This window comes from Emcibacteraceae bacterium (assembly GCA_041396985.1).
GTDB lineage: Bacteria > Pseudomonadota > Alphaproteobacteria > Sphingomonadales > Emcibacteraceae > Pseudemcibacter.
Genome location: JAWKXO010000001.1, coordinates 702,631 through 724,000, shown reverse-complemented (window position 1 = coordinate 724,000; position 21,370 = coordinate 702,631). Strand labels below are relative to the sequence as shown.

Below are 21,370 nucleotides of genomic sequence, written 5' to 3'. Positions count from 1 at the left end.
AATGGACAAAATTCAAAATTACCTTGCCCGAACGGGGGAAGGTAAGGCTGGATTAGTATAATTCAGCCAAAAGGAACATATAAAACTTATGGAGATACTATGTTGAAAAAAATAACCATTAAAGCAGCGATTATCATGATAACGTTGGCAGTTGCCAACACAGCATCCGCCGAAATGGGTATTGGTCTTGCACTATCACTTAATACCAAAGGTGAAATCGGTGCCGGACCCCGTATTTTTACATCAAAAAAATCAAAGGAAGTTGTTGCCAGTTTCGGGGTAAATTATAATTTCACCAGCAAGGATTTTGAGCCGCTCGTCGGTCTTGGCTATACCCTTGATAATGCCTTTGTCGGTGCGGAAGCCAGTTACCGGTTAAAAGAAAAGGATTTCAATATTAACGGAACCATCGGTATTCGTTGATCCGAATAACATTTAATCTTTCCTATTAATTCTGTTGATTGCCGTGATCAGCACGAAACTGAGCATCATCAGCAGGTACCATGACGTTAATTTTGCGGGTGGCACCATGTGCCATCCGTTATTCTGATTTGGGTATAGCCAGATATTGGCATATGTGGCGATATTTTCCGCAAACCAGATGAACAGGGAAACCAGAAACCAGCCGAGCAGCAACGGCATCTGACGATGGGTTTTTATGATTTTAAAGTGAACATTCGTTTTCCAAAAAAGCAGGGCCGTTACGAACAGCAAAACCCACCTGAAATCCATGAAAAAATGATGGCCGAAAAAATTTAAATAAATCAGTGAAACCAGGATAACGGTATAGCTGAATTTTGGATAACCGGTAAATTCAAACTGAAAAATCCGCCAGACACGGGCAATATAGCTTCCCACCGCGCTATACATAAACCCGGTGAAAAGCGGGACGTTGGCGATACCGAAAAAATATTCTTCAGGATAATGCCATGAACCGATGGCATCGGACGTTTTAAAAAGCTCCATAATGGTTGCCACAATATGAAATGTGACAATGACCAGAGCTTCCCGCTTTGTTTCAAGTTTGAATGCGAGCAGGAAAACCTGAAACAATATCGCCATAATAAAAATGAAATCATAACGGTGCAGGCTTTCAATCGGGTAATAATATTTACTGATGATCATTAGGGCGAGCAGATAGCCACCAAATATGGCGGCATTGGCCTGTTTAAGGCCGAATATCCATAATTCTTTTAAAACGATCTTAATACTCATTATACCCCTAAAATTGATTATGAATTTATAGTTATGGATTAAAGCCAAAATATGACTGGTAATCTGATTTGTATATTAAGGCACAAGAACAATACAATGCCTAATATCTTGACGTCATTGGATAATTAAAACATACTTCCCTTTATAAAATGGATAAGGGGAAGTCGTATCATGGGCAATAATAAATATTTTGTGCGTTTTTTTATTATAAATTTATTCGTTATTTTTTCCTGCGTAATAGTCTCCAATGCTATGGCGCAGGATGAACATCAAAAAATTCTTGCAAACAAATTTCAGGAAAAGCTGGACCAAATAGCCCGGGACCTGCCCGGGGTTATGGGAATTTCGGTCATTGATCTGAACAATAAACAGAAATTTGGTGTTAATGAAAAACTGACTTTCCCACAAGGCAGCGCCATTAAAGTGCCGCTACTGATCAGCCTTTATATCCGCGCGGAACGTGGCGAGCTTGATTTAAAGGAAGCTGTTCCGATTTTGGCCAAAGACCGGGTTGGCGGTTCGGGCTATATCAGTCATTTTGGTGACGGCACTTCGAGCCTTTCCCTGCATGACCTTGCCGTGATGATGATTACGGTTTCTGATAATATGGCAACCAATATCCTGATTGATAAGGTCGGGATGGATAATGTCACGAAAATTATGAAAGATCTGGGCTTTGCCAATACCAAACTGCAGCGAAAAATGATCCGCCAGATGGAAAGTGTAAAAGGAAATGAAAATCTTTCCACACCGCTTGAAGCCGCGTCAATCATGGAAAAAATATATCATTGTGATCTGCCGATCAGTGAAAATGCCTGTAAGGAAATGCAGGATATAATGGCCATTCCTCATGAAGGGGCCATTGCTACGGGGACGCCGCCGGGTATTCGCGTTCTTCAGAAAACCGGGTCCATTGACGGGGTTTATACGTCATGGGGTGCGGTTGATCTGGAAGGGCGGCCCTATACACTTGCCGCGATGGGCAATTATGGTGATACGGATGAGGCCAGAGAAGCACTGATCGAAATTGCCCGGGCATGCCACTGGTATTTTTCCCGGCTTTCAGGTGCCACGAAATATGGCACCCGCGTGCCACCTGAATTTCTGGAGGAAAGCAGGTAATTTCGGAAAATTGCAATTATTTTGAAGAAAATTCTGTTTTCAGGCAAAATAAATCGACTTTTAATGGTGAAGACCAATATCCGCCCTTGCACGACAAGTAGTTTTCCCTATACTGCGCCGCGAATGCAGAATCGTCTGTGGCAATGAATTTCGATAAGGAAAAATGTGATGTCTATCAATAAAGTTGTACTTGCCTATTCGGGTGGTTTGGATACCTCCATTATCTTAAAATGGCTTCAGGATGTATACCAGTGTGAAGTGGTGACCTTTACCGCTGACCTTGGTCAGGGTGAAGAACTGGAACCGGCCCGTAAAAAAGCGGAAATGTTCGGGATCAAGGAAATTTTTATTGAAGACCTGCGTGAAGAATTTGTCCGCGATTATGTTTTTCCAATGTTCCGTGCCAACGCCCTTTATGAAGGAACGTATCTTTTGGGCACCTCAATCGCCCGCCCGCTTATTGCCAAACGCCAGATTGAAATTGCGGCAAAGGTTGGTGCAGAAGCCGTCTGTCATGGTGCAACCGGTAAAGGAAACGACCAGATCAGGTTCGAGCTGGGCTATTATGCCTTAAACCCGCATATTAAGGTTATTGCCCCATGGCGCGAATGGGATCTGAACAGTCGGGAAAAGCTGATTGATTATGCTGAAAAGAACCAAATTCCAATCGCCAAGGATAAACGGGGCGAGGCACCATTTTCCATTGATGCCAACCTTCTTCACACATCTTCGGAAGGTAAGCTTCTGGAAGATCCGTGGGTGGAAGCACCGGAATATGTTTATAACCGCATCAATTCACCGGAAAGTGCACCGGACGAGCCGACATATATTGAGATTGAATTTGAAAAGGGTGATGCGGTGGCGATTGACGGCGTGCGCATGTCCCCGGCCACTATTCTCACCAAACTTAATGAACTTGGTAAAATAAACGGTATCGGCCGTCTTGATTTGCTGGAAAACCGCTATATAGGAATGAAATCGCGCGGAATTTACGAAACACCGGGTGGAACCATTCTATCTGTTGCGCACCGCGGCATGGAAAGCATTACCATTGACCGTGGGGCCATGCATTTAAAAGACGATATTATGCCGAAATATGCCGAAGCCATTTATAATGGTTTCTGGTTCTCGCCGGAACGTGAAATGATGCAGGCGCTGATTGATAAGTCGCAGGAAGATGTTTACGGCACAGTGCGCCTTAAACTTTATAAAGGGAACGCAACACTGGTCGGCCGTAAGTCACCAAGATCCCTATATTCCATGGAACATGTCACCTTTGAGGAAGACGAGGTTTACGATCAGCGCGACGCCGAAGGCTTTATCAAGCTGAATGCGCTGCGTCTGCGTCTTCGCAATATGCGTGGCTGATTAAAAGTCCGGCTCTGCGGGGGCGGGTTCATATGTCCCCATCAGCATTGACCATGTCACATTAAGCGCCCGCCCATTTGGGCGGGTGTAGCTTATATAATCCACATGATTTTCCGGCTTGTCCGGATGAACTCGAATGCCCCAGATCGGCTGAATTTTATGGGGTTCCGCACTATAACGAAGGTCAGCAATCGTCCCGTCATATTTAAAAAGGTAACTTTCCGCAAAATAGTCAAAACGGCGAATATCATTTCTGCCCATACTATTGGGTCCCAGTTCCGGATAAATGCTTTCCGGGTCGAGCATGGGAACGGACGCTCCCTCAATCACGGTTGGCGGGGAAAAGGGCTGGGCGATTACCGCGTTGACATAATAATTGCCACCGGACTGGTATATCGCCCGCCAGACGATCAGATTGCCAAGGGTCGGGTTTAATTTAATGCGGCTGATTTTATGGCCACGCGCAGCAGCAATCTGTTCCACTTTTTGGGTGACCCGGTAATTCTGCCAAAACCCAAGCGCCAGATAGCCGATGAAGCAGGCCATGCCGACCTGCGCCAGTGTTCTTGAATGTCTGCGATAGCTGAGAACCACAAAAATTGTGATGATTATCGTGGGGAGCGGGTCAATGACGGCGACCGTATCCCATGCCACCCTTTCGTTGGACAGTGGCCAGAAAAGCCGCGTACCATAACTGGTGCAGGCATCAAGCGTCGCATGTGTCGCATAGCCAAGTGTCGAGAAAATTGCCAGCGATTTAAAGTCGCATTCTTTAACTTTGAATAGTTTAAAAAAAACCAGCCACATCGCCATCGCCACCAGCAGACTGCCAATGGGTATAAACCAGATCGAATGAGTAAAGTGGCGGTGAAATTCAATGGCGAGAAGCGGATCAGTTGATGATCTGATAAAAATGTCAAGATCCGCTGCCATGCCACCAAGCGCCCCTGCCAGACAGGCCACCGGAATTTTCTTTCTTCTGGCAAAGCTTTGCGAGAAGGCGGCCCCAAGGACACCCTGCGTGAATGGATCCATCAATATACCCTAAATTGTTACTTTTCTATTTTATAGCAGCAAATAACGGCGGCCCAAAATATTTTGTTATTCTATTACGTTTAAAGGTGATTTTTATAAATGAATTTGATACTGTCCGCGCCATGAGCACTGATTGGAGACATATCTGGCAAACCATCCGTGATTGGGATGCGGAAGGACGAAAAATGGTACTGGCCACCGTGGTAAAAACATGGGGATCATCGCCGCGTCCTGTCGGCAGTCATCTGATTATTGATGCTGACGGGCATATGGAAGGGTCCGTTTCAGGCGGATGTGTTGACGGGGTTGTGGTGACAACGGCGCAGGACTGTTTTAAAAGCGGTAAAGGCGAGCTTCTTAAATTTGAAGTGGCGACCGATCAGGCCTGGGAAGTGGGGCTTAGTTGCGGTGGTGAGGTTCATATTCTGGTTGAACCGATTATCAATATTCAGGAAAGAGCCGCTTACCTTCTGGACGGGGACCCGAATATTACACGCGAGCTTAAAAGCGATACGGAAATTGCCTCGGGCAAATATTTTACCCATGAATATAAACCGGCCTTAAAGATGATTGTGGTTGGCGCCGTCCATATTTCACAAGGGTTGGTCAGCATGGCAAAAACCCTTGGAATTGATGTGATCCTGATTGATCCGCGTACGGCCTATGCCTCCGATGAGCGCTTCCCGGGGACAACATTTATGACCGACTGGCCGGATGAGGCAATTGAAAAAATAGGGATAAATTCCAGCACGGCAATTGTTACCTTAAGCCATGATCCGAAAATTGATGATCCGGCACTTGAATTGGCGATGCGTTCGGACGCCTTTTATATTGCCGCCCTCGGTAGTCGAAAAACCCAGCAGCAACGCAGAAACAGACTACGGGAAAAAGGGTTCAGCAAAGCGGAAATTGACCGAATTCATGGCCCGGCCGGGCTTGATATCGGCAGTCTTGAACCTGCGGAAATTGCCCTTTCCATCCTTGCGGAGCTGATCTCCGTCCGCCGTGCTGAAAATATTAAGGGTATCGCGTGAGTGCGCGTATCACAGCCATTGTCCTTGCTGCGGGCAAATCAAGCCGTATGGGCGCGGACAATAAACTGCTTCTGACATTCAATGATAAAACTATGGTCAGCCATGTGATTGATCAGCTCATGGCAAGCAATCTTAATGATATTATTGTCGTCACCGGCCATGAATATGAAATGGTAACAGCGGGGATTAGCCAGCCTGTGAAATTCACCCATAACGCCGATTATGGCATGGGATTAAGTTCATCCATAAAAGCGGGTATGGCGGCACTTCATAAGGACTGCGACGGGGTGATGATCTGCCTTGGTGATATGCCCTATATTTCGGCGGACAATTATAACCGGCTGATCGCTGAATTTAAAACGGGTAAGATTATTGCGCCCACCCGCCACGGCAAAATTGGTAATCCGATCATATTTTCCAAAGAATTTTTCCCTGAATTTGACACCCTGCAAGGGGACAAGGGCGCTAGAAAGCTGCTTCAGAAATATCAGGATGATGTGATAGCCGTTGATCTGAAAACCGATGCCATTCTCCATGACATTGACACGCCGGATTCCTATAACCGGATCATGGAACAATTTTAGCCCCCTTGTTTTTCTGTGAGTTCTGGATATAGTATTTATCTGAAGGGGAGAGAAACATGACACAATCAAAGACGAAAACATTGGTCGTTGATGCGACCGATCAGGCTGCCGGGAACGGCCTGATGAGCCGCCGTTTTTTTATTAATTCGGCATTAGCAACCGGGGCAACGCTGGCCAGCGGCGCCCCCGCCATAGCACAGGACGCCATCGTGGGCGAGGGGCAGGAGGACTGGACCCTATATCCTGGTGATGACCTGCCGCTTTATGGCGATGTCAGCCAGTTTGAAAAGGGACGCGTACAGCGCTTTGTTGCGCCGCCATCGGGCGGTCGGACCGCGTCATCATCCGGCCGCACACCACATCATTTGTTGCAGGGAACCATCACGCCAAGCGGCCTTCATTTTGAAGTGACCCACCACGGTATTCCGGATATTGACCCGGCAAAACACAAGGTCGTCATTCACGGTATGGTCAAGCAGCCGCTTAAATGGGATATTGAGGCGCTTGAAAATTATCCGACAGTGACCAGAAAATATTTCATGGAATGCTCCGGCAACAGCCGGGTTTGCTGGTCGGAAAATCCGGACCAGAATTTCATGTATATGACCCATGGCCTTGTTTCGGGCAGCGAATGGACCGGTATACCGCTTTCAACCCTGCTTGATGAAGTGGGCATATCGGCGGATGCCAAATGGATTATCGCCGAAGGCGGCGACAGCGGGTCCTTAAGCCGCAGCATCCCGATTGATAAGGCGCTTGATGATACCATAATCGCCATTTACCAGAACGGGGAACGCATCCGCCCGAGTCAGGGTTACCCGATGCGGCTTTTAAATCCGGGGTTTGAAGGGAACACAAGTGTTAAATGGCTGCGATCATTATATGTGACCGATAAACCGGTGATGTCACGCTTTGAAACATCAAAATATACCGACAAACTTTATGACGGCAAAGCGCTGCAATTCTCGCTCGAAATGGACGTGAAATCAATGATTACGCGGCCCTCAAGCGCCATAAGCCTCAAGAAAAAAGGGCTATATGAAATAACCGGGCTTGCCTGGTCGGGGCGCGGCAAAATCGCCAAGGTTGAGGTTTCCGCTGACGGCGGCAAAACCTGGGCCGAAGCCGCCCTTGAAGGGCCGATTTATGATAAAATGCTGACCCGCTTCAGAATTCCATGGATGTGGGATGGAAGCCCCGCAATCCTGCAAAGCCGCGCCACCGATGAAGCCGGACGTCTTCAGCCAACCCGTGAAGAGCTGCTCGCCGCCCGCGGCAAGGACGCCTTTTATCATTATCACGCCATCCATAGCTGGAGCGTCAATGCAATGGGGGCGATCAGACATGTCTATGCATAAAATCCTTATTGCTGCCCTGATGATTAGTGGCGCACAGACCGTTGTGGCACAGCAAAGCCGCTTTGGCGAACCGGCGACACAGGCCGATATTGATAAGCGCTTCTGGTCCGTTTTCCCGGACGGGGAAAATCTGCCCGACGGGCAGGGCACCGCCGTGGAGGGCGCGGAACTATTCGAAAATAACTGTCATATTTGCCATATGAACCCGCCCGACAAGCTGACCGATTATGAGCCGGAAGACCCGGCAGATACGTTGTTCGGCGGGCGAGGAACAATCGGCACCGATCATATGGTCGCCACCATCGGCAGCTACTGGCCATACCCGACAACTGTGTTTAATTACATCCGCAAGGCTATGCCCTATACATCGCCGATGTCGCTGACCAACAGCGAATATTATGCGCTGACCGCCTTTCTGCTTAGCGAGAACGGTATCATCGGTGAAAATGATGTGATTAATAAGGACACATTGCCGAAAGTGGTCATGCCCAATCATGACAATTTCATCAATGCCTATCCGGAAGTGCCAAAAAAATACCGCACCAAAAACGAATAATTTAATTAAGTTCCGCCATGTTTACACTAAGCATGGCGGCTTTATTCTCTAATCCAGATATTCATCAGTAAAAATTATCAATCGTGATTTCCGGCAGGTCGCCAGCCGGGGTAAAGCCGAGGATTTTACCGTAAAAGACCAGCTCTGCTTCCAGGCTATGAATGATATTTTCCTTTTTGACGAAGCCGTGATATTCGCCCTCATATGGATAGTAAGCCACTGGTACGCCTTTATCGCGGAGCGCTTTCACAATCAGTTCCGACTGGTTCGGCGGGACAACCGGGTCGGCGAGCCCCTGAAATACAATAAGCGGTTTGGTAAAACCGTCGAGATGATTGATCGGCGACCGTTCCTTATAAATATCAATGTCTTCCGGATAACGACCGATCAGGCTGTCCAAAAAGCGGCTTTCATATTTATGGGTGTCACGGGCCAGGATTTCCAGATCGCTGATGCCGTAATAATTGGCGCCGGCGGCAAAAATATCCGTGGTGCTAAGGGCTACCAGAACGCTGTATCCACCGGCGCTGCCGCCGCGGATCAACAGTTTTTTGCGGTCGGCCAGCCCTTCGTCCACCAGGTAATCAAGCGCAGCAATGGTGTCATTGATATCAACCACGCCCCATTGCCCGCGCAGCCGTTCGCGGTAAGCGCGGCCATAACCGGTGCTGCCGCCGTAATTAATATCGATGATGGCAAAACCCCGCGATGTCCAGAACTGGTTCCCTGCGCTGAAAGCGGAGCTGGTCGCGCCGACCGGGCCACCATGAAGGCGGACAATGGTTGGTGGAAGTGCGCCTTCGGGGGCGACGAAATCCTTATTTTTCGGCGCGTAGTAAAAAGCGTGGGTCGGCTCCCCCAATAAATTGGAAAAGGTAATCGCCTCCGGCTCCGAGATATAATCTTCATCAACAATCGGTTCCTGGCTTTTTTTGATGGTGATAAAATCGCCATTATCATATTCGGCAATTTCGGCAGCTGTCGTGGTGGTCGCGCCGATCAGGTATATTTTGCCCGCATGTGCATAAACATTTGAAATACTGACATATGGGGTTTTAATCTCATCAACATCGCCGTCTGTCAGATCAATGGTTGCCAGATGCGATACACCGTCCTGATCATAGGCGGCGACGGCGGTTTCATTATCAAGATAGGCATATGAATGGGCGCCCAGCGAACTGAAACTGCCGAATTCCGCATCCTCTTCGGTAACGGGGGCGCTTTCACCATCATTATAGCGTTGCAGGTTTTCCCAGCCGTCGGGGTCGGAAATATAATATAGCTTTCCGTCATCGGTCCAGCGTGGTTCCTGCACCGACAGGCTGGCGCGGCTGACCACGGTTTTGGTCCCTGACAGGCTGCCCTGCGGGGTGAGGGACGCCATCCACATTTTTGTATCGTCCCAGTTCATATTGGGATGATCCCATGTGATCCAGGCAATGGTTTTGCCGTCCGGGCTGATGGCGGGGCTGGAGACAAAATCAGTGCCGCTGAATAAGGTTCTGACCTTTACACCGCCCTCAAGACTGACGGAAACAAGGGTATTGACCGGCTCGCCCTCGTGGCTGTGGTCTTCCTGCACGCAGATCAGCTGGTTATGACCAGCGTCCATTACACAGTCGGCATAGCGGTAGCCATCGGCGGTCAGCGCCTGCGGTTCGCCGCTACCGCTATAACGGTAAAGTTTCTGGTCACTATGGTTGGAAAAATAAATGGTGCCGTCCCAGACATTATAGGATCCGCCGCCATATTCATGAACGCGTGTTCGGCTGCTGAACCCTTGCGGTATGGCGTCGCTGACATTGCCGTCCTTGTCGCGCTTTACGATGACGCGGCGGCCACCTTCATCGGGGCGCCCTTCGATCCAGTAAATATCATCACCGTCAAAACGCACGCTTCTTAAGCTGACCGCATTGCGGGTGGTCAGTTCCGCCGTGATCGGTGATGCCCAGGACCCATAGGGCGCTTCGGTGACATCATCACCGCAGCCGGTCAGAAGGGTAAGCGAGCCAAGGACAACAGATATTTTTTTGATCATTTTTCCACCATTATTTTGTTCGGCTTCAAGGATAGTGCCTGAGCACCAAAAATAAAAGTGAAATTGCCGTCATTTATTTGTGGCTTAATCGGAAAGCTTAAGCGGCACGGCGGTGGTATATTTGACCTGTGTTACGGCGAAATGGGTATTAATCTCGCTGACCATGGGAAGGCGAAGCAGTTTCTGCCTCAGGAATTTTTCATATGACTGCATATTTTCCGTAACAATGCGCAGCAGAAAATCCATAGACCCGCTGATGGTATAGCATTCGGTCACTTCGTCAAATTTGATCACTTCCTTTTCAAATTTTTCAAGCGCATCTTCCTGAATATGGGAAAGTTTGACATTGGCAAAAGCAATGATGTTAAGGCCGAGTGCTTTGGGATCAAGCAGCCCGACCCTTTTAGAAATGATACCCATTTCCTCAAGCTTTTTTATGCGTCGCCAGCATGGCGCAGCCGACAGCCCGACCAGATCGGCCAGCTCATTATTGGTGATGCTGCTGTCCCGCTGAATGGTCTTTAAAATCTTCCTGTCAATATCACTTAATTTAACCAGCATTATTTTACCCTAAAAAGTCATAAATATGATATATTCTTTCGCAATATAAGGAAAATTGCCCAAAATAGAAAGGTAATTTCCCAAAAAATGTGCAATTATTATCCTTTATCTATTATGGGCATTGGAGCGCTTGCCATGGGTATTGAAATTTCACTGAATGATAAATATGAACTGGCCGAAGGTCGAGCCTTCATGACGGCGACACAGGCCCTTGTCCGTATTCCTATTGTGCAACACTGGCGTGATAAGGCAGCCGGGCTTAATACGGCCGGGTTTATTTCCGGTTATCGCGGCTCACCGCTTGGCGGATATGATGCGGCCCTTCATAAAGCCGAAAAATATTTAAGGGCGGAAAATATTTATTTCCAGGAAGGTATTAATGAAGAGCTTGGGGCCACCGCCGTCTGGGGCACCCAACAGGTTAATATGTATAAGGGCGCGAAATATGACGGTGTGTTCGGTATCTGGTACGGTAAAGGTCCCGGCGTTGACCGCAGCTGCGATGTGTTTAGGCATGCCAATGCCGCCGGGACGTCGCCTTACGGCGGCGTGCTGGCGATTGCCGGTGATGATCATGCCTGTAAATCATCAACTATCCCACATCAATCTGATCACAGTTTTTATTCAACCATGCTGCCGATGCTTTATCCGGCCAATATGCAGGAATTTGTTGAATATGGTCTTCTTGGTATTGCCATGTCACGTTATAGCGGTTGCTGGACGGCATTTAAAGTGACGAGCGAAACGGCGGAAAGCACGGGTGTCGTTGATCTCGACCGGGAACACCGAAAAATCCTGATCCCCGGCGATGATGAATTTGAAATGCCGGAAGGCGGCGTCCATATCCGCCCGGCTGATGTCTGGCGCGAACAGGATTTCAGATTGCAGCGTTATAAGCTTTTTGCCGCTTTGGCGTTTGGCAAGAAAAACAAACTTGATTATGTCGTGATGGACAGCAGCAAGCCGCGCTTTGGCATCATCACCAGCGGAAAAACCTACGGCGATGTGCGTCAGGCGCTTTATGAGCTGGGCATTGATGAAAAGGTAGCCGAAAAAATCGGCCTTCGCCTTTATAAGGTCGGTATGCCCTGGCCGCTTGAGCCGGAAGGAGTGCGGAAATTCTGTGAAGGGCTTGAAGAAATCCTGATTGTTGAGGAAAAACGGGAGCTTATTGAAAACCAGCTTAAGCAGCAGCTCTTTAACTGGCATGCCGACAAACGCCCGAAAGTGGTCGGAAAATATGATGAAAAGGGCCGTTGGCTGCTGCCGCCGGAAAATGACTTATCTGTGGGACTGATCACCCATGTGATTGCCGACCGGATTTCTCATTTTTATAAAGGAAAGATGGTTGAATTTGCCCGCCGCTATTTTAACCGCCGCGAAGCGATGCAGGCAGAATACCAGTCCCCACTGATCAGAAAACCTTTTTTCTGCTCCGGTTGCCCGCATAACACGTCGACCAAAGTGCCGGAAGGAAGCCGGGCAACGGCCGGGATCGGCTGCCATATCATGGCAATGTGGATGGACCGGAAAACCGATACCTTCACGCAAATGGGCGGGGAAGGTGTACCCTGGATCGGTCAGTCGCCCTTTACTGACGAAAAGCATATCTTTACCAATCTGGGGGATGGCACCTATCAGCATTCCGGCATTCTTGCGATCCGCGCTTCGATCGCGGCAGGGGTTAATATCACCTATAAAATTCTTTATAATGACGCTGTCGCCATGACCGGCGGTCAACCGGTGGAAGGGGCACTGACGGTCGAAAAAATCGCCCAGCAAATGCGCGGTGAAGGTGCCAGAAAAATCTGGATTCTGACAGAGGATCTGGAGCGTTATAAATCCCGCGGGGCAATTCCGGGGGATATCCCCATTCTTTACCGGGATCAGCTAGAGGCCATAATGCTTGAAGCGCGGGAGACAGATGGTTGCACCATTATAATTTATGATCAGACCTGTGCCGCGGAAAAACGCCGCCGCCGTAAACGCGGAAAATTTCCTGACCCGGACCGGCGGGTGTTTATCAATGATGCGGTCTGCGAAGGATGCGGGGATTGTTCGGTTAAATCAAACTGTGTGTCGGTTGAGCCGCTTGAAACAGAATATGGCCGCAAGCGCACAATCAATCAGTCCAGCTGTAATAAAGATTATAGCTGTGTTGAGGGCTTCTGCCCGTCATTTGTCAGTGTAATTGGCGGCAAGCTTAAAAAACCACAAGTCACCGGGCTTGATGCACTTCTGGAAAATATTCCTCTTCCCAAAGTGAGCGAAGTGGAAAGCGAATATAACATATTGGTGACCGGTGTCGGTGGCACCGGGGTCCTGACCATTGGCGGTATTCTGGGGATGGCAGCCCATATTGATGGTCTGGCCAGTAATCTGCTGGATATGACCGGGCTGGCGCAAAAGGGTGGTGCTGTGCTTACTCACGTAAGGCTGGGTAAGGATATTGATGTGCTTAGAACCCCCCATATTTTAACGGGCTGTGCTGATTTATTGCTCGCCTGTGATCTGGTGGTCGGGGCAAGCCCCGAGGCAATTGAATGTGTCAGAAGTGACCGGGCCAGTGCCGTGATCAATTCCCATAATTCACCGGTTTCGGCCTTCGTGGAAAATAACGCCATTGATTTTAAACAGGAACAATTAAAAAAATCTGTTGAAGCCCACACCCGTGATGACAGTCGCCATTATATTGAAGCAACAAAACTGGCAACAATCCTGTTGGGCGACAGCATTGCCACCAATGTGTTTATGATGGGATATGCCTGGCAGAAAGGGCTTATCCCCTTATCCCTTGATGCCATACTGAAAGCGATAGACCTTAACGGTGTCTCCGTGGAAAAAAATAAACAGACCTTTTCCTGTGGCCGGATGGCTGCTCATAATCTTGAGCGCTTGCAGGCATTTATCGCGCCGATGGTTAAAGGTGCTGAGGGGCAAAAAATTTCAACCAATGTCACCGATATGATTGAAAAACGGACAATTATGCTTGAGCAATATCAGGACGGGGCGCTTGCGGAAAAATATCTTAAGTTCATGGAAAAAGTGAGAAAAACAGATAAAGGTGCCATTTATGAAGCAGTGGCAAAAAGCTATCATAAACTGCTCGCTATCAAGGATGAATATGAAGTCGCACGACTTTATACAAACGGTGATTTTATTAAGAAACTGGAAACCCAGTTTGATGGCAATTATAAACTGAAATTTCATATGGCCCCGCCGATTTTTGAGAAAAAAGACCCGGTTACCGGAAAAATCAAAAAGCGTGAGTTTGGCCCGTGGATGATGGCAGCACTAAAAATTGTGGCCAGATTAAAATTCCTGCGCGGTGGACCGTTTGATATTTTTGGTTATTCAGCAGAACGTAAAATGGAACGGGCTTTGATCAGGGAATATGAAGATCTTGTTCAATTTATTCTCGACAAACTGAACAAAGACAATTACGAGTTGTGCCTTAAAATTCTTGAACTGCCCTTATCCTATAAGGGATATGGGCATGTTAAGGATAAAAATATTCAAAAAGCCAAAATTGAACTGAAGCGGCTTTTGAATGAGCTTGAGAATAAAACACCAATGAAGCAGGCTTCCTGAGCGGGAAGAAGAATAAAATGATCGATAAAAATCAATTCCGGGGCCATGAGCAACTCGCTTACTTAAATGATAAAGACACCGGCTTAAAAGCCTTTATTGCTGTGCATGATACGTCACTCGGCCCCGCGGCCGGGGGTTGCCGCATGTGGCCATATGAAAATGAAATGGATGCCCTGAATGATGTGCTGCGGCTTGCCCGCGGGATGAGCTATAAAAACGCCATGGCCGGTTTGCCGCTCGGCGGTGGAAAGGCGGTCATAATCGGGGATGCTAAAACCGATAAATCGGAAGCGATTTTTAAAGCACTAGGCCGCTTTGTTGATAGCCTGGACGGCACTTATATTACGGCTGAAGATGTCGGCATGACAACCGAGGATATGATGACGATTGCCACAGAAACCAACTATGTCGCCGGATTGCCGCAGGGGGATCATGCCAGTGGTGATCCGTCCCCCTTTACTGCAAAAGGCATTTATAACGGCATCAAAGCAGCCGTGAAATATAAACTGGGCAGGGACACACTTGATGGACTGACCGTTGCGGTTCAGGGGGTTGGACATGTGGGACAATATCTTTGTGAATATCTTCATTCTGATGGGGTAAAGCTGCTGGTCAGTGATATTGTTGCTGAAAATCTGGTAATGGCTGTGGAAAAATTCGGGGCGACTATTGTGCCGGCTGAGGAAATTTTGGCAGTAAAGGCAGATGTGCTATCCCCATGCGCACTGGGGGCAATTTTAAATGATGAAACGATCCCCAATATCAAAGCATCCATTATTGCCGGTGGGGCAAATAATCAGTTGGCCAATGACAGTCATGGTGTGCGTCTTATGGACAGGGGCATTTTATTTGCCCCTGATTATGTAATTAATGCCGGTGGCATAATCAACGTATCCGGGGAAACAAGCGGTAATTATGATCTCGACTGGGTGAACCGGAAAGTCGATAATATCTATAATACGCTGATCCATATTTTTGAGCGCGCCGATAAAGAACAGCGCCCGACCAATGTGGTTGCCGATGAAATGGCTGAAGAAATACTGGCCGCAGCAAGGCTGAAGAAAAAATCAGCTGCTTAGTTTATGCTTCAATCTGATGCAGGACAGCCTGAAACAATGGGCTGTCCTTTTCATTTAAATCAAAAACAATATCAAAATGATTGACCGCAGGCATATCCAGATAGGCACACTCAATCCCCCGGCGAAGACATTCATCCATATATTCATGGGTTTGGCGTTTAAATTCGGACGTTTCATTCTCGCCGTAGGTAAATATAATCGGGCAGCAGTCATTTGGAATATGATGAAGCGGACTGGCGGCGCGGGCATCTTCTATGCTCATTTTAAGTGGTTCATTGACATAGGTTTTTACCAAGGGTTCCAGATCAAAAACCCCACTGATGGCAAGGGCTCCTTTTAACGGGCAGCGATCATATCCGTAAGCTTTCCAATCGGTACTGAGCACTTCCGCGACAAGATGACCACCGGCGGAACTGCCGGATATGGTGATATTGTCGGGATCGCCATTAAAAGACGGCGCATTTTTTAATATGGCGATTATGCCGCGCCTTGTCTGATCAATAATTTCTTGAATATTTGCCTGTGGGGCCAAGGTATAATCAAGGGCAATGAAAATAATTTTATGATCAATAAAGTTTTTGGCGGCAAAGCAGCTTTCATTTTTGGAGAGCTGCTGCCAGTATCCGCCGTGGATAAAAACTTGAACGGGGAAGGGACCGGTACCGTCCGGCACAAAAATATCCATATGGGATCGTTCTTCAATTCCATATTTTATATCTGGCCGGATTTGCTCTTGAAGCACTGCTCTCGCTTCCACGCTGCGTTTTTCATACTGATTTATATAAACCATAATATCGTCAATACAGCTGCTTGGACTATATTCACGTTCCAGTGTTTCATGGTCCATAGTTTCGTATGGTTTCAATGATTTGCCCCTTATCATTATTTTGTTATAGTCAGGCTCATATTTTTACATAGCCGCACTCATTGAACAATGATAATGTGCTTTTTTATCAAATTGGACCATAGGATATGACACTGACCCGCGATGATTTTATTGCCCTGGATAATGAGGATCCATTAGCCCCCTTTGCTGAAGAATTCAATATTCCGGAAGGGATGATCTATTTTGACGGCAATAGCCTTGGTGCCATGCCAAAAGCGGCTATGGCACGGGCCAAAGACGTTATTGAACTGGAATGGGGTACTGATCTGATTAAAAGCTGGAACAAGGCGGGCTGGTTTACGCTTGTTCAGAAGCTTGGCAATAAAGTGGCGAAACTGATAGGTGCTGATGAAGGTGAAGTCATTTATGCCGATGCAACGGGACTTAATGTTTATAAACTGGTGGCGGCGGCGCTGGAGCAGCGCCCTGACCGAAAAATAATCGTGATGGAAGGAAGCAATTTTCCAACTGATAATTATATGGTTCAGGGACTTATTAAACAGCTTGGCCGGGGCCATGAGATCCGTTTTGCCGAAGACGGTGAAATTATGGATGCCATCCGTGATGATGTGGCCGTAGTCTGTCTTACCCATGTACATTATAAAACCGGACATCTCCATGACATGGCAGCTATAACCAGAAAAGCACATGATGTTGGGGCATTGACCATATGGGATCTTTGCCACAGTGCCGGGGCACTTCCTGTTGATCTGAACGGCTCAAATGTGGATTTCGCCCTTGGATGCACATATAAATATCTGAATGGCGGGCCAGGATCACAGTCTTTTATGTTCGTTGCAAAACGTCATCAGGGCAAGGCGGTTCAACCGCTGACCGGCTGGTGGGGGCATGATAAGCCGTTTGGTTTTGAACGTGATTATCGGCCACGCAAGGATATTTGGCAGTTCAGCACGGGTACACAGCCGATTGTATCCCTTGCCCTTTCAGCAGTGGGGCTTGATATTTTTATGCACGCGGACATGAATGAAATTAGAAAAAAATCATTAAAATTATGCGATCTTTTCATTGCGCTTATAGATGAGCGCCTGAAAGGATATGATTTTAAAATTGTCACTCCGCGCGACCATGCCCGCCGCGGCAGTCAGGTTTCTATTTCGTGTGAAAATGGTTTTGCCATTATGCAGGCACTTATTGCTGACAATGTCATTGGTGATTTCAGGGCACCGGATATTATGCGCTTTGGCTTTACGCCGCTCTATGTTTCCTATGTCAATGTCTGGGATGCGGTAGAAAAACTTAAAAAAATCATGGAGGAAGGCCGTTGGAACAGACCGGAATTTAAACAGGTTGGCGCAGTAACCTAAAAAACTCCATTTTCAATCCAACTTATGATATATTCAAAACACAATCTTTTTCATGGAGGGGTATCATGATCAAAAAAATTCTCGCAAGTGCCATATGCCTTGCGTCATTATCATCTTTTTCCGGGGCTCAGGTGTTTGACCCGACGGCATTAAATGCTGATCCAAAAACGGCAACCGGGCCCTTATCGCCAAAATTAAGTGGTCTTGGCAATTACAGTTTTACGGTAAGCACGTCCAATCCGGACTCCCAATATTTCTTTGATCAGGGATATCGACTTGTTGTCGGCTTCAATCATTCGGAAGCCATGCGCTCTTTTAAGGAAGCGATCCGGCTGGACCCGAATAATGCCATGGCCTATTGGGGCTGGGCCTTAACTTTAGGTCGTAACTTAAATCTGCCGATGCTGGTGAATTCCATGGAACAGGCCAATTATGCCATCGGTATGGCTTTGTCCCTGAAAGACAAAGTCAGCAAACGTGAAGCCGATTATATCGATGCCCTTGCCGCCAGATATAGCACTGATCTGTCTATTCCACGTGAAGAACTCGATGAAGCCTATGCGGTCGCAGCAGAAAAACTGATGAATAAATATCCGGATGATCCGGATGCAGCCGTACTTTTTGCCGCCGCCGCGATGAATGTTCAGCCATGGGATTACTGGAATGCGGATGGATCACCGAAAGGGCGGACGGAGCAGATTATTTCGGTTCTTGAAAAAGTCATTGCCAAATATCCCGATCATGCAGCAGCCCTTCATTATCATATCCATGTTGCTGAAAGTATGCGTCCTGAAATAGCAGAGGAAAGCGCGGATCATCTGGCGCCGATAATGCCGGGGGCCGGGCACCTGGTTCATATGCCATCCCATATTTTTATGCGGGTCGGCCGCTATCAGGATGCCTATGACACCAATGTGATTGCCGCCATGGTGGACGAGGATTATATTGCCCAGTGTAATGCACAAGGTTTATATCCGCTTGCCTATTACCCGCATAACCTTCACTTCCTTGCCTGGTCGTCAATGTATACAGGGCGCAGTGCCCAGTCTCTTGAGGCGGCATGGAAGGTCAAAAATAGAATTGAGGCAGGCTCAAGGACCAATACCTGGGGTTTAAACGAAACATTCAGATCACAGCCGGTATTTGTCATGACCCGGTTTGGCAAATGGGATGATCTATTGAAAGTGGAAAGACCCTTTGTTAAAGCGCAGTTTATGACCGGGGTCTGGCATTATGGCCGCAGTCTGGCTTATTTAAATAAAGGCAATATGGCAGAGGCGGAAAAGGAACTTGACGCGCTGAAAAGCCTTGTAGAGAAGCTTAATGAAGGGCAGCCCGGATATAAGAATTTTGAGGACGTCGGTGGATTATTGACGATCGCTTACGAGGTTGCGGCGGGTGAAATGGAAAATAAAAAAGGCAATTTTGAAATGGCCATTTATCATCTTGGCCGCGCTGTACGCATGGAAGACAGTCTTGCCTATAACGAACCGCCATCATGGTATTTCCCGACCCGCCATATTCTAGGTGCCATCCTGCTTGATGCCGGTCAGCCGGTTGAGGCGGAAGTGGTCTATTGGGAGGATCTTGAGCATAACCCTGAAAACGCTTATTCGCTATTCGGGATGTATCAGGCCTTAACTGCGCAGGGAAAGAATGACCAGGCCGCTGAATTTAAAGCGCGTTATGATGCCATGTGGGCGAATTCTGATGTGAAGCTGAGCAGTTCAAGGTTCTAGGTGAATTGGACGTAACGCAACACAGGTTTAAATATTATGATCTGATGATGGCCGCCTTTGTGGTGGTCCTCATCTGTTCAAATATTATTGGCCCTGCCAAAATTGCCACTATTACGGTTTTTGGTGAAAGCTTAGTTTATGGCGCCGGTGTGCTATTTTTCCCGCTTTCCTATGTATTCGGTGATGTACTGACTGAAGTGTACGGTTATGCGCGGGCAAGAAAAGTGATCTGGGTTGGGTTTGCCGGTGTTTTTTTCGCCAGCATCATGAGTGCCGTAATTGTCGCTTTACCCCCGGCGCCAGGGTGGGAAGGACAGGACGCCTATGTCATGATTTTCGGTCAGGTGCCCCGCATTGTGTTGGCGTCACTTCTGGCGTTTTTTGTCGGTGAAATTATTAATGCCTATGTTATGGCACGAATGAAACTTCTGACCCGGGGAAAATATCTCTGGACCCGGACGATCGGTTCCACCATTGTCGGTCAGGGGGCAGACAGTCTCATTTTTTACCCTGTTGCTTTTTTTGGTATCTGGAATAATGATGTATTGATTACGGTAATGTTTTCCAATTTCCTGATTAAGGTCTCTTGGGAAGCGATCCTGACCCCTGTTACCTATAAAATAGTCGGCTTTCTTAAAAAAGTTGAGGGCGTGGAAATTTTTGACGATAAGACCGACTTCACACCCTTTAAAATTACGACAGATTAATTATAGATCAGGATAAAGCTCCCCGCGCGGAAACAGACCAGAGCTTTTCTACTTTGCCGTTTCTGACCCCAACGATCCAGTCATAAAGATTTATGGTCGGATCACAATGTCCGGTAATCAGCATCAGCTTTTCGCCCAATTCAAATCGTTCTTTTCCTGAAACGGTTATGCAGCCATGCTCATCAGACGTCATTCTATATGTTAAATGCTCGTGTCCGACAATGGTCGGATTTCCGGAATCCGATGCTATGGCTTTAAGCCCGGCGTCTGCAACTACAATTTCCGGCTGGTTGACGCTCATAATGACGGTGCGGACAAAAAACGCATGTTCAAATCCGGTGCCAAACTGATCATCATTCAGTTTGTTTTTCGCATAATCAGCATCCATAAAGGCGTATGAACCACATTGAAGCTCATCCCATTCCGCATAATTTATATCATGCATTAAGGTCCCGGTGCCGCCACCGGTAACGATGTCACAGTCAATGCCGGATGATGCAAGCAGGTTTTTGGTTTCACGGATTATATCTGCTGCGCCGCTTACCGCTTCCGATCTTTCCTGGTGGGTTCGTTTATGTTGTGCTGAGCCGTGATAAGCCTGCAAGCCGCCAAAGTTAAGATGAGATAGGGACTTAATCAGTTTCGCAAGCTCCAGTGCGTCTGCTGGGCTGGTGACGCCGCAGCGATGTCCGCCTACATCAATTTCAACCAGAGCACGGACATTGGCTTTCTCATGGGCGCAGGCATCATTTAAGGCCCGTGTCGCCCCGGCATCATCAACGCAGATGCCTATTTTAGCCTGTTTGGCTAGGCTTGCCACCCGCGCCAATTTAGCAGGGCTGACAATTTCATTGGTGATAAGAACGTCATTAATGCCGCCTTCAACCAAAATTTCCGCTTCAGATATTTTCTGGCAGCAGACACCGACAGCACCGCGTTTAATCTGATCTTGGGCTACAGCGGGTGATTTATGCATTTTGGCATGAGGTCTTAACATTTTCCCCGCATCTTTGACAAGCTTGGCCATTTTTTCCAGATTGCGTTCATAAATATCCAGATCGACAACCAGGGCCGGTGTGTCAATTTCATCTAAACTCATACCAATTTCTGCCGGTGGTCGTTGCACCATCATTTTTCTCCCAGGATATCTAATTCTCAGATGCTTTTTCGTT

At 47.6% G+C, this 21,370-nt stretch carries 18 protein-coding genes; 12 read left to right on the top strand and 6 right to left on the bottom strand.

Annotated elements, in window-relative coordinates:
- Nucleotides 1–99 precede the first annotated feature (99 nt).
- On the top strand, nt 100–423 hold the full coding sequence (locus R3D86_03440; protein ID MEZ5757257.1) for a hypothetical protein: 324 nt from the start codon (nt 100–102) through the stop codon (nt 421–423).
- A gap of 12 nt (nt 424–435) precedes the next feature.
- Here R3D86_03440 and R3D86_03435 read toward each other — a convergent pair whose 3' ends face one another.
- The gene (locus R3D86_03435; GenBank protein ID MEZ5757256.1) at nt 436–1,215 is read right to left on the bottom strand and encodes a DUF817 domain-containing protein; all 780 of its coding nucleotides are present in this window, start codon (nt 1,213–1,215) and stop codon (nt 436–438) included.
- Between the two features lie 171 nt (nt 1,216–1,386).
- Here R3D86_03435 and R3D86_03430 point away from each other — a divergent pair, with 171 nt between their 5' ends.
- Nucleotides 1,387–2,337, top strand: coding sequence for a serine hydrolase (locus tag R3D86_03430; protein ID MEZ5757255.1), 951 nt, complete (start codon nt 1,387–1,389; stop codon nt 2,335–2,337).
- Between the two features lie 168 nt (nt 2,338–2,505).
- Nucleotides 2,506–3,705: an argininosuccinate synthase gene (locus tag R3D86_03425; GenBank protein ID MEZ5757254.1), complete on the top strand. Its 1,200-nt coding sequence runs from the start codon at nt 2,506–2,508 to the stop codon at nt 3,703–3,705.
- Here the strand turns inward: R3D86_03425 and R3D86_03420 are convergent, their stop codons facing one another.
- Nucleotides 3,706–4,740 carry a metal-dependent hydrolase gene (locus R3D86_03420; GenBank protein MEZ5757253.1) on the bottom strand — a complete coding sequence of 345 codons (1,035 nt, stop codon included), beginning with the start codon at nt 4,738–4,740 and terminating at the stop codon, nt 3,706–3,708.
- 122 nt (nt 4,741–4,862) lie between these two features.
- Between R3D86_03420 and R3D86_03415 the strand changes: the two genes are divergently transcribed.
- Genes R3D86_03415 through R3D86_03400 form a run of 4 tightly spaced genes read left to right on the top strand, consistent with a single transcriptional unit; the run spans nt 4,863 to nt 8,272 of the window.
- On the top strand, nt 4,863–5,774 hold the full coding sequence (locus R3D86_03415; protein MEZ5757252.1) for an XdhC family protein: 912 nt from the start codon (nt 4,863–4,865) through the stop codon (nt 5,772–5,774).
- A complete protein-coding gene (locus R3D86_03410; protein ID MEZ5757251.1) occupies nt 5,771–6,358 on the top strand; it encodes a nucleotidyltransferase family protein in 588 nt (195 codons plus the stop codon). Before R3D86_03415 ends, R3D86_03410 begins: the two co-directional genes overlap by 4 nt.
- A gap of 56 nt (nt 6,359–6,414) precedes the next feature.
- The gene (gene soxC / locus R3D86_03405) at nt 6,415–7,716 is read left to right on the top strand and encodes a sulfite dehydrogenase (GenBank protein ID MEZ5757250.1); all 1,302 of its coding nucleotides are present in this window, start codon (nt 6,415–6,417) and stop codon (nt 7,714–7,716) included.
- The gene (locus R3D86_03400; protein ID MEZ5757249.1) at nt 7,703–8,272 is read left to right on the top strand and encodes a hypothetical protein; all 570 of its coding nucleotides are present in this window, start codon (nt 7,703–7,705) and stop codon (nt 8,270–8,272) included. The genes soxC and R3D86_03400 overlap by 14 nt, the downstream gene beginning before the upstream one ends.
- Before the next feature lie 64 nt (nt 8,273–8,336).
- Here the strand turns inward: R3D86_03400 and R3D86_03395 are convergent, their stop codons facing one another.
- Together R3D86_03395 and R3D86_03390 are read right to left on the bottom strand one after the other, a co-directional pair.
- Complete coding sequence (locus R3D86_03395; GenBank protein MEZ5757248.1) at nt 8,337–10,310, bottom strand: prolyl oligopeptidase family serine peptidase; 1,974 nt, start codon at nt 10,308–10,310, stop codon at nt 8,337–8,339.
- An 84-nt stretch (nt 10,311–10,394) separates the two neighbouring features.
- Entirely contained in the window at nt 10,395–10,871 is a 477-nt protein-coding gene (locus tag R3D86_03390; protein MEZ5757247.1) for an Lrp/AsnC family transcriptional regulator, read from the bottom strand.
- 135 nt (nt 10,872–11,006) lie between these two features.
- Between R3D86_03390 and R3D86_03385 the strand changes: the two genes are divergently transcribed.
- Together R3D86_03385 and R3D86_03380 are read left to right on the top strand one after the other, a co-directional pair.
- Nucleotides 11,007–14,462: an indolepyruvate ferredoxin oxidoreductase family protein gene (locus R3D86_03385; GenBank protein ID MEZ5757246.1), complete on the top strand. Its 3,456-nt coding sequence runs from the start codon at nt 11,007–11,009 to the stop codon at nt 14,460–14,462.
- 17 nt (nt 14,463–14,479) lie between these two features.
- Nucleotides 14,480–15,541 carry a Glu/Leu/Phe/Val dehydrogenase dimerization domain-containing protein gene (locus R3D86_03380; protein MEZ5757245.1) on the top strand — a complete coding sequence of 354 codons (1,062 nt, stop codon included), beginning with the start codon at nt 14,480–14,482 and terminating at the stop codon, nt 15,539–15,541.
- A gap of 1 nt (nt 15,542) precedes the next feature.
- Here the strand turns inward: R3D86_03380 and R3D86_03375 are convergent, their stop codons facing one another.
- Nucleotides 15,543–16,406 (bottom strand): alpha/beta hydrolase, encoded by an 864-nt coding sequence (locus R3D86_03375; GenBank protein ID MEZ5757244.1) that lies wholly within the window; start codon nt 16,404–16,406, stop codon nt 15,543–15,545.
- A gap of 107 nt (nt 16,407–16,513) precedes the next feature.
- On the opposite strand from R3D86_03375, the gene kynU reads away from it, so the two are divergent.
- The 3 genes from kynU (at nt 16,514) to R3D86_03360 (ending at nt 20,198) form a co-directional block, all read left to right on the top strand.
- Nucleotides 16,514–17,752, top strand: coding sequence for a kynureninase (kynU, locus tag R3D86_03370; GenBank protein MEZ5757243.1), 1,239 nt, complete (start codon nt 16,514–16,516; stop codon nt 17,750–17,752).
- A 65-nt stretch (nt 17,753–17,817) separates the two neighbouring features.
- Nucleotides 17,818–19,491: a hypothetical protein gene (locus R3D86_03365; protein ID MEZ5757242.1), complete on the top strand. Its 1,674-nt coding sequence runs from the start codon at nt 17,818–17,820 to the stop codon at nt 19,489–19,491.
- Between the two features lie 5 nt (nt 19,492–19,496).
- Complete coding sequence (locus R3D86_03360) at nt 19,497–20,198, top strand: queuosine precursor transporter (protein ID MEZ5757241.1); 702 nt, start codon at nt 19,497–19,499, stop codon at nt 20,196–20,198.
- A 7-nt stretch (nt 20,199–20,205) separates the two neighbouring features.
- Here the strand turns inward: R3D86_03360 and R3D86_03355 are convergent, their stop codons facing one another.
- Entirely contained in the window at nt 20,206–21,330 is a 1,125-nt protein-coding gene (locus R3D86_03355; GenBank protein ID MEZ5757240.1) for a DSD1 family PLP-dependent enzyme, read from the bottom strand.
- Nucleotides 21,331–21,370 lie beyond the last annotated feature (40 nt).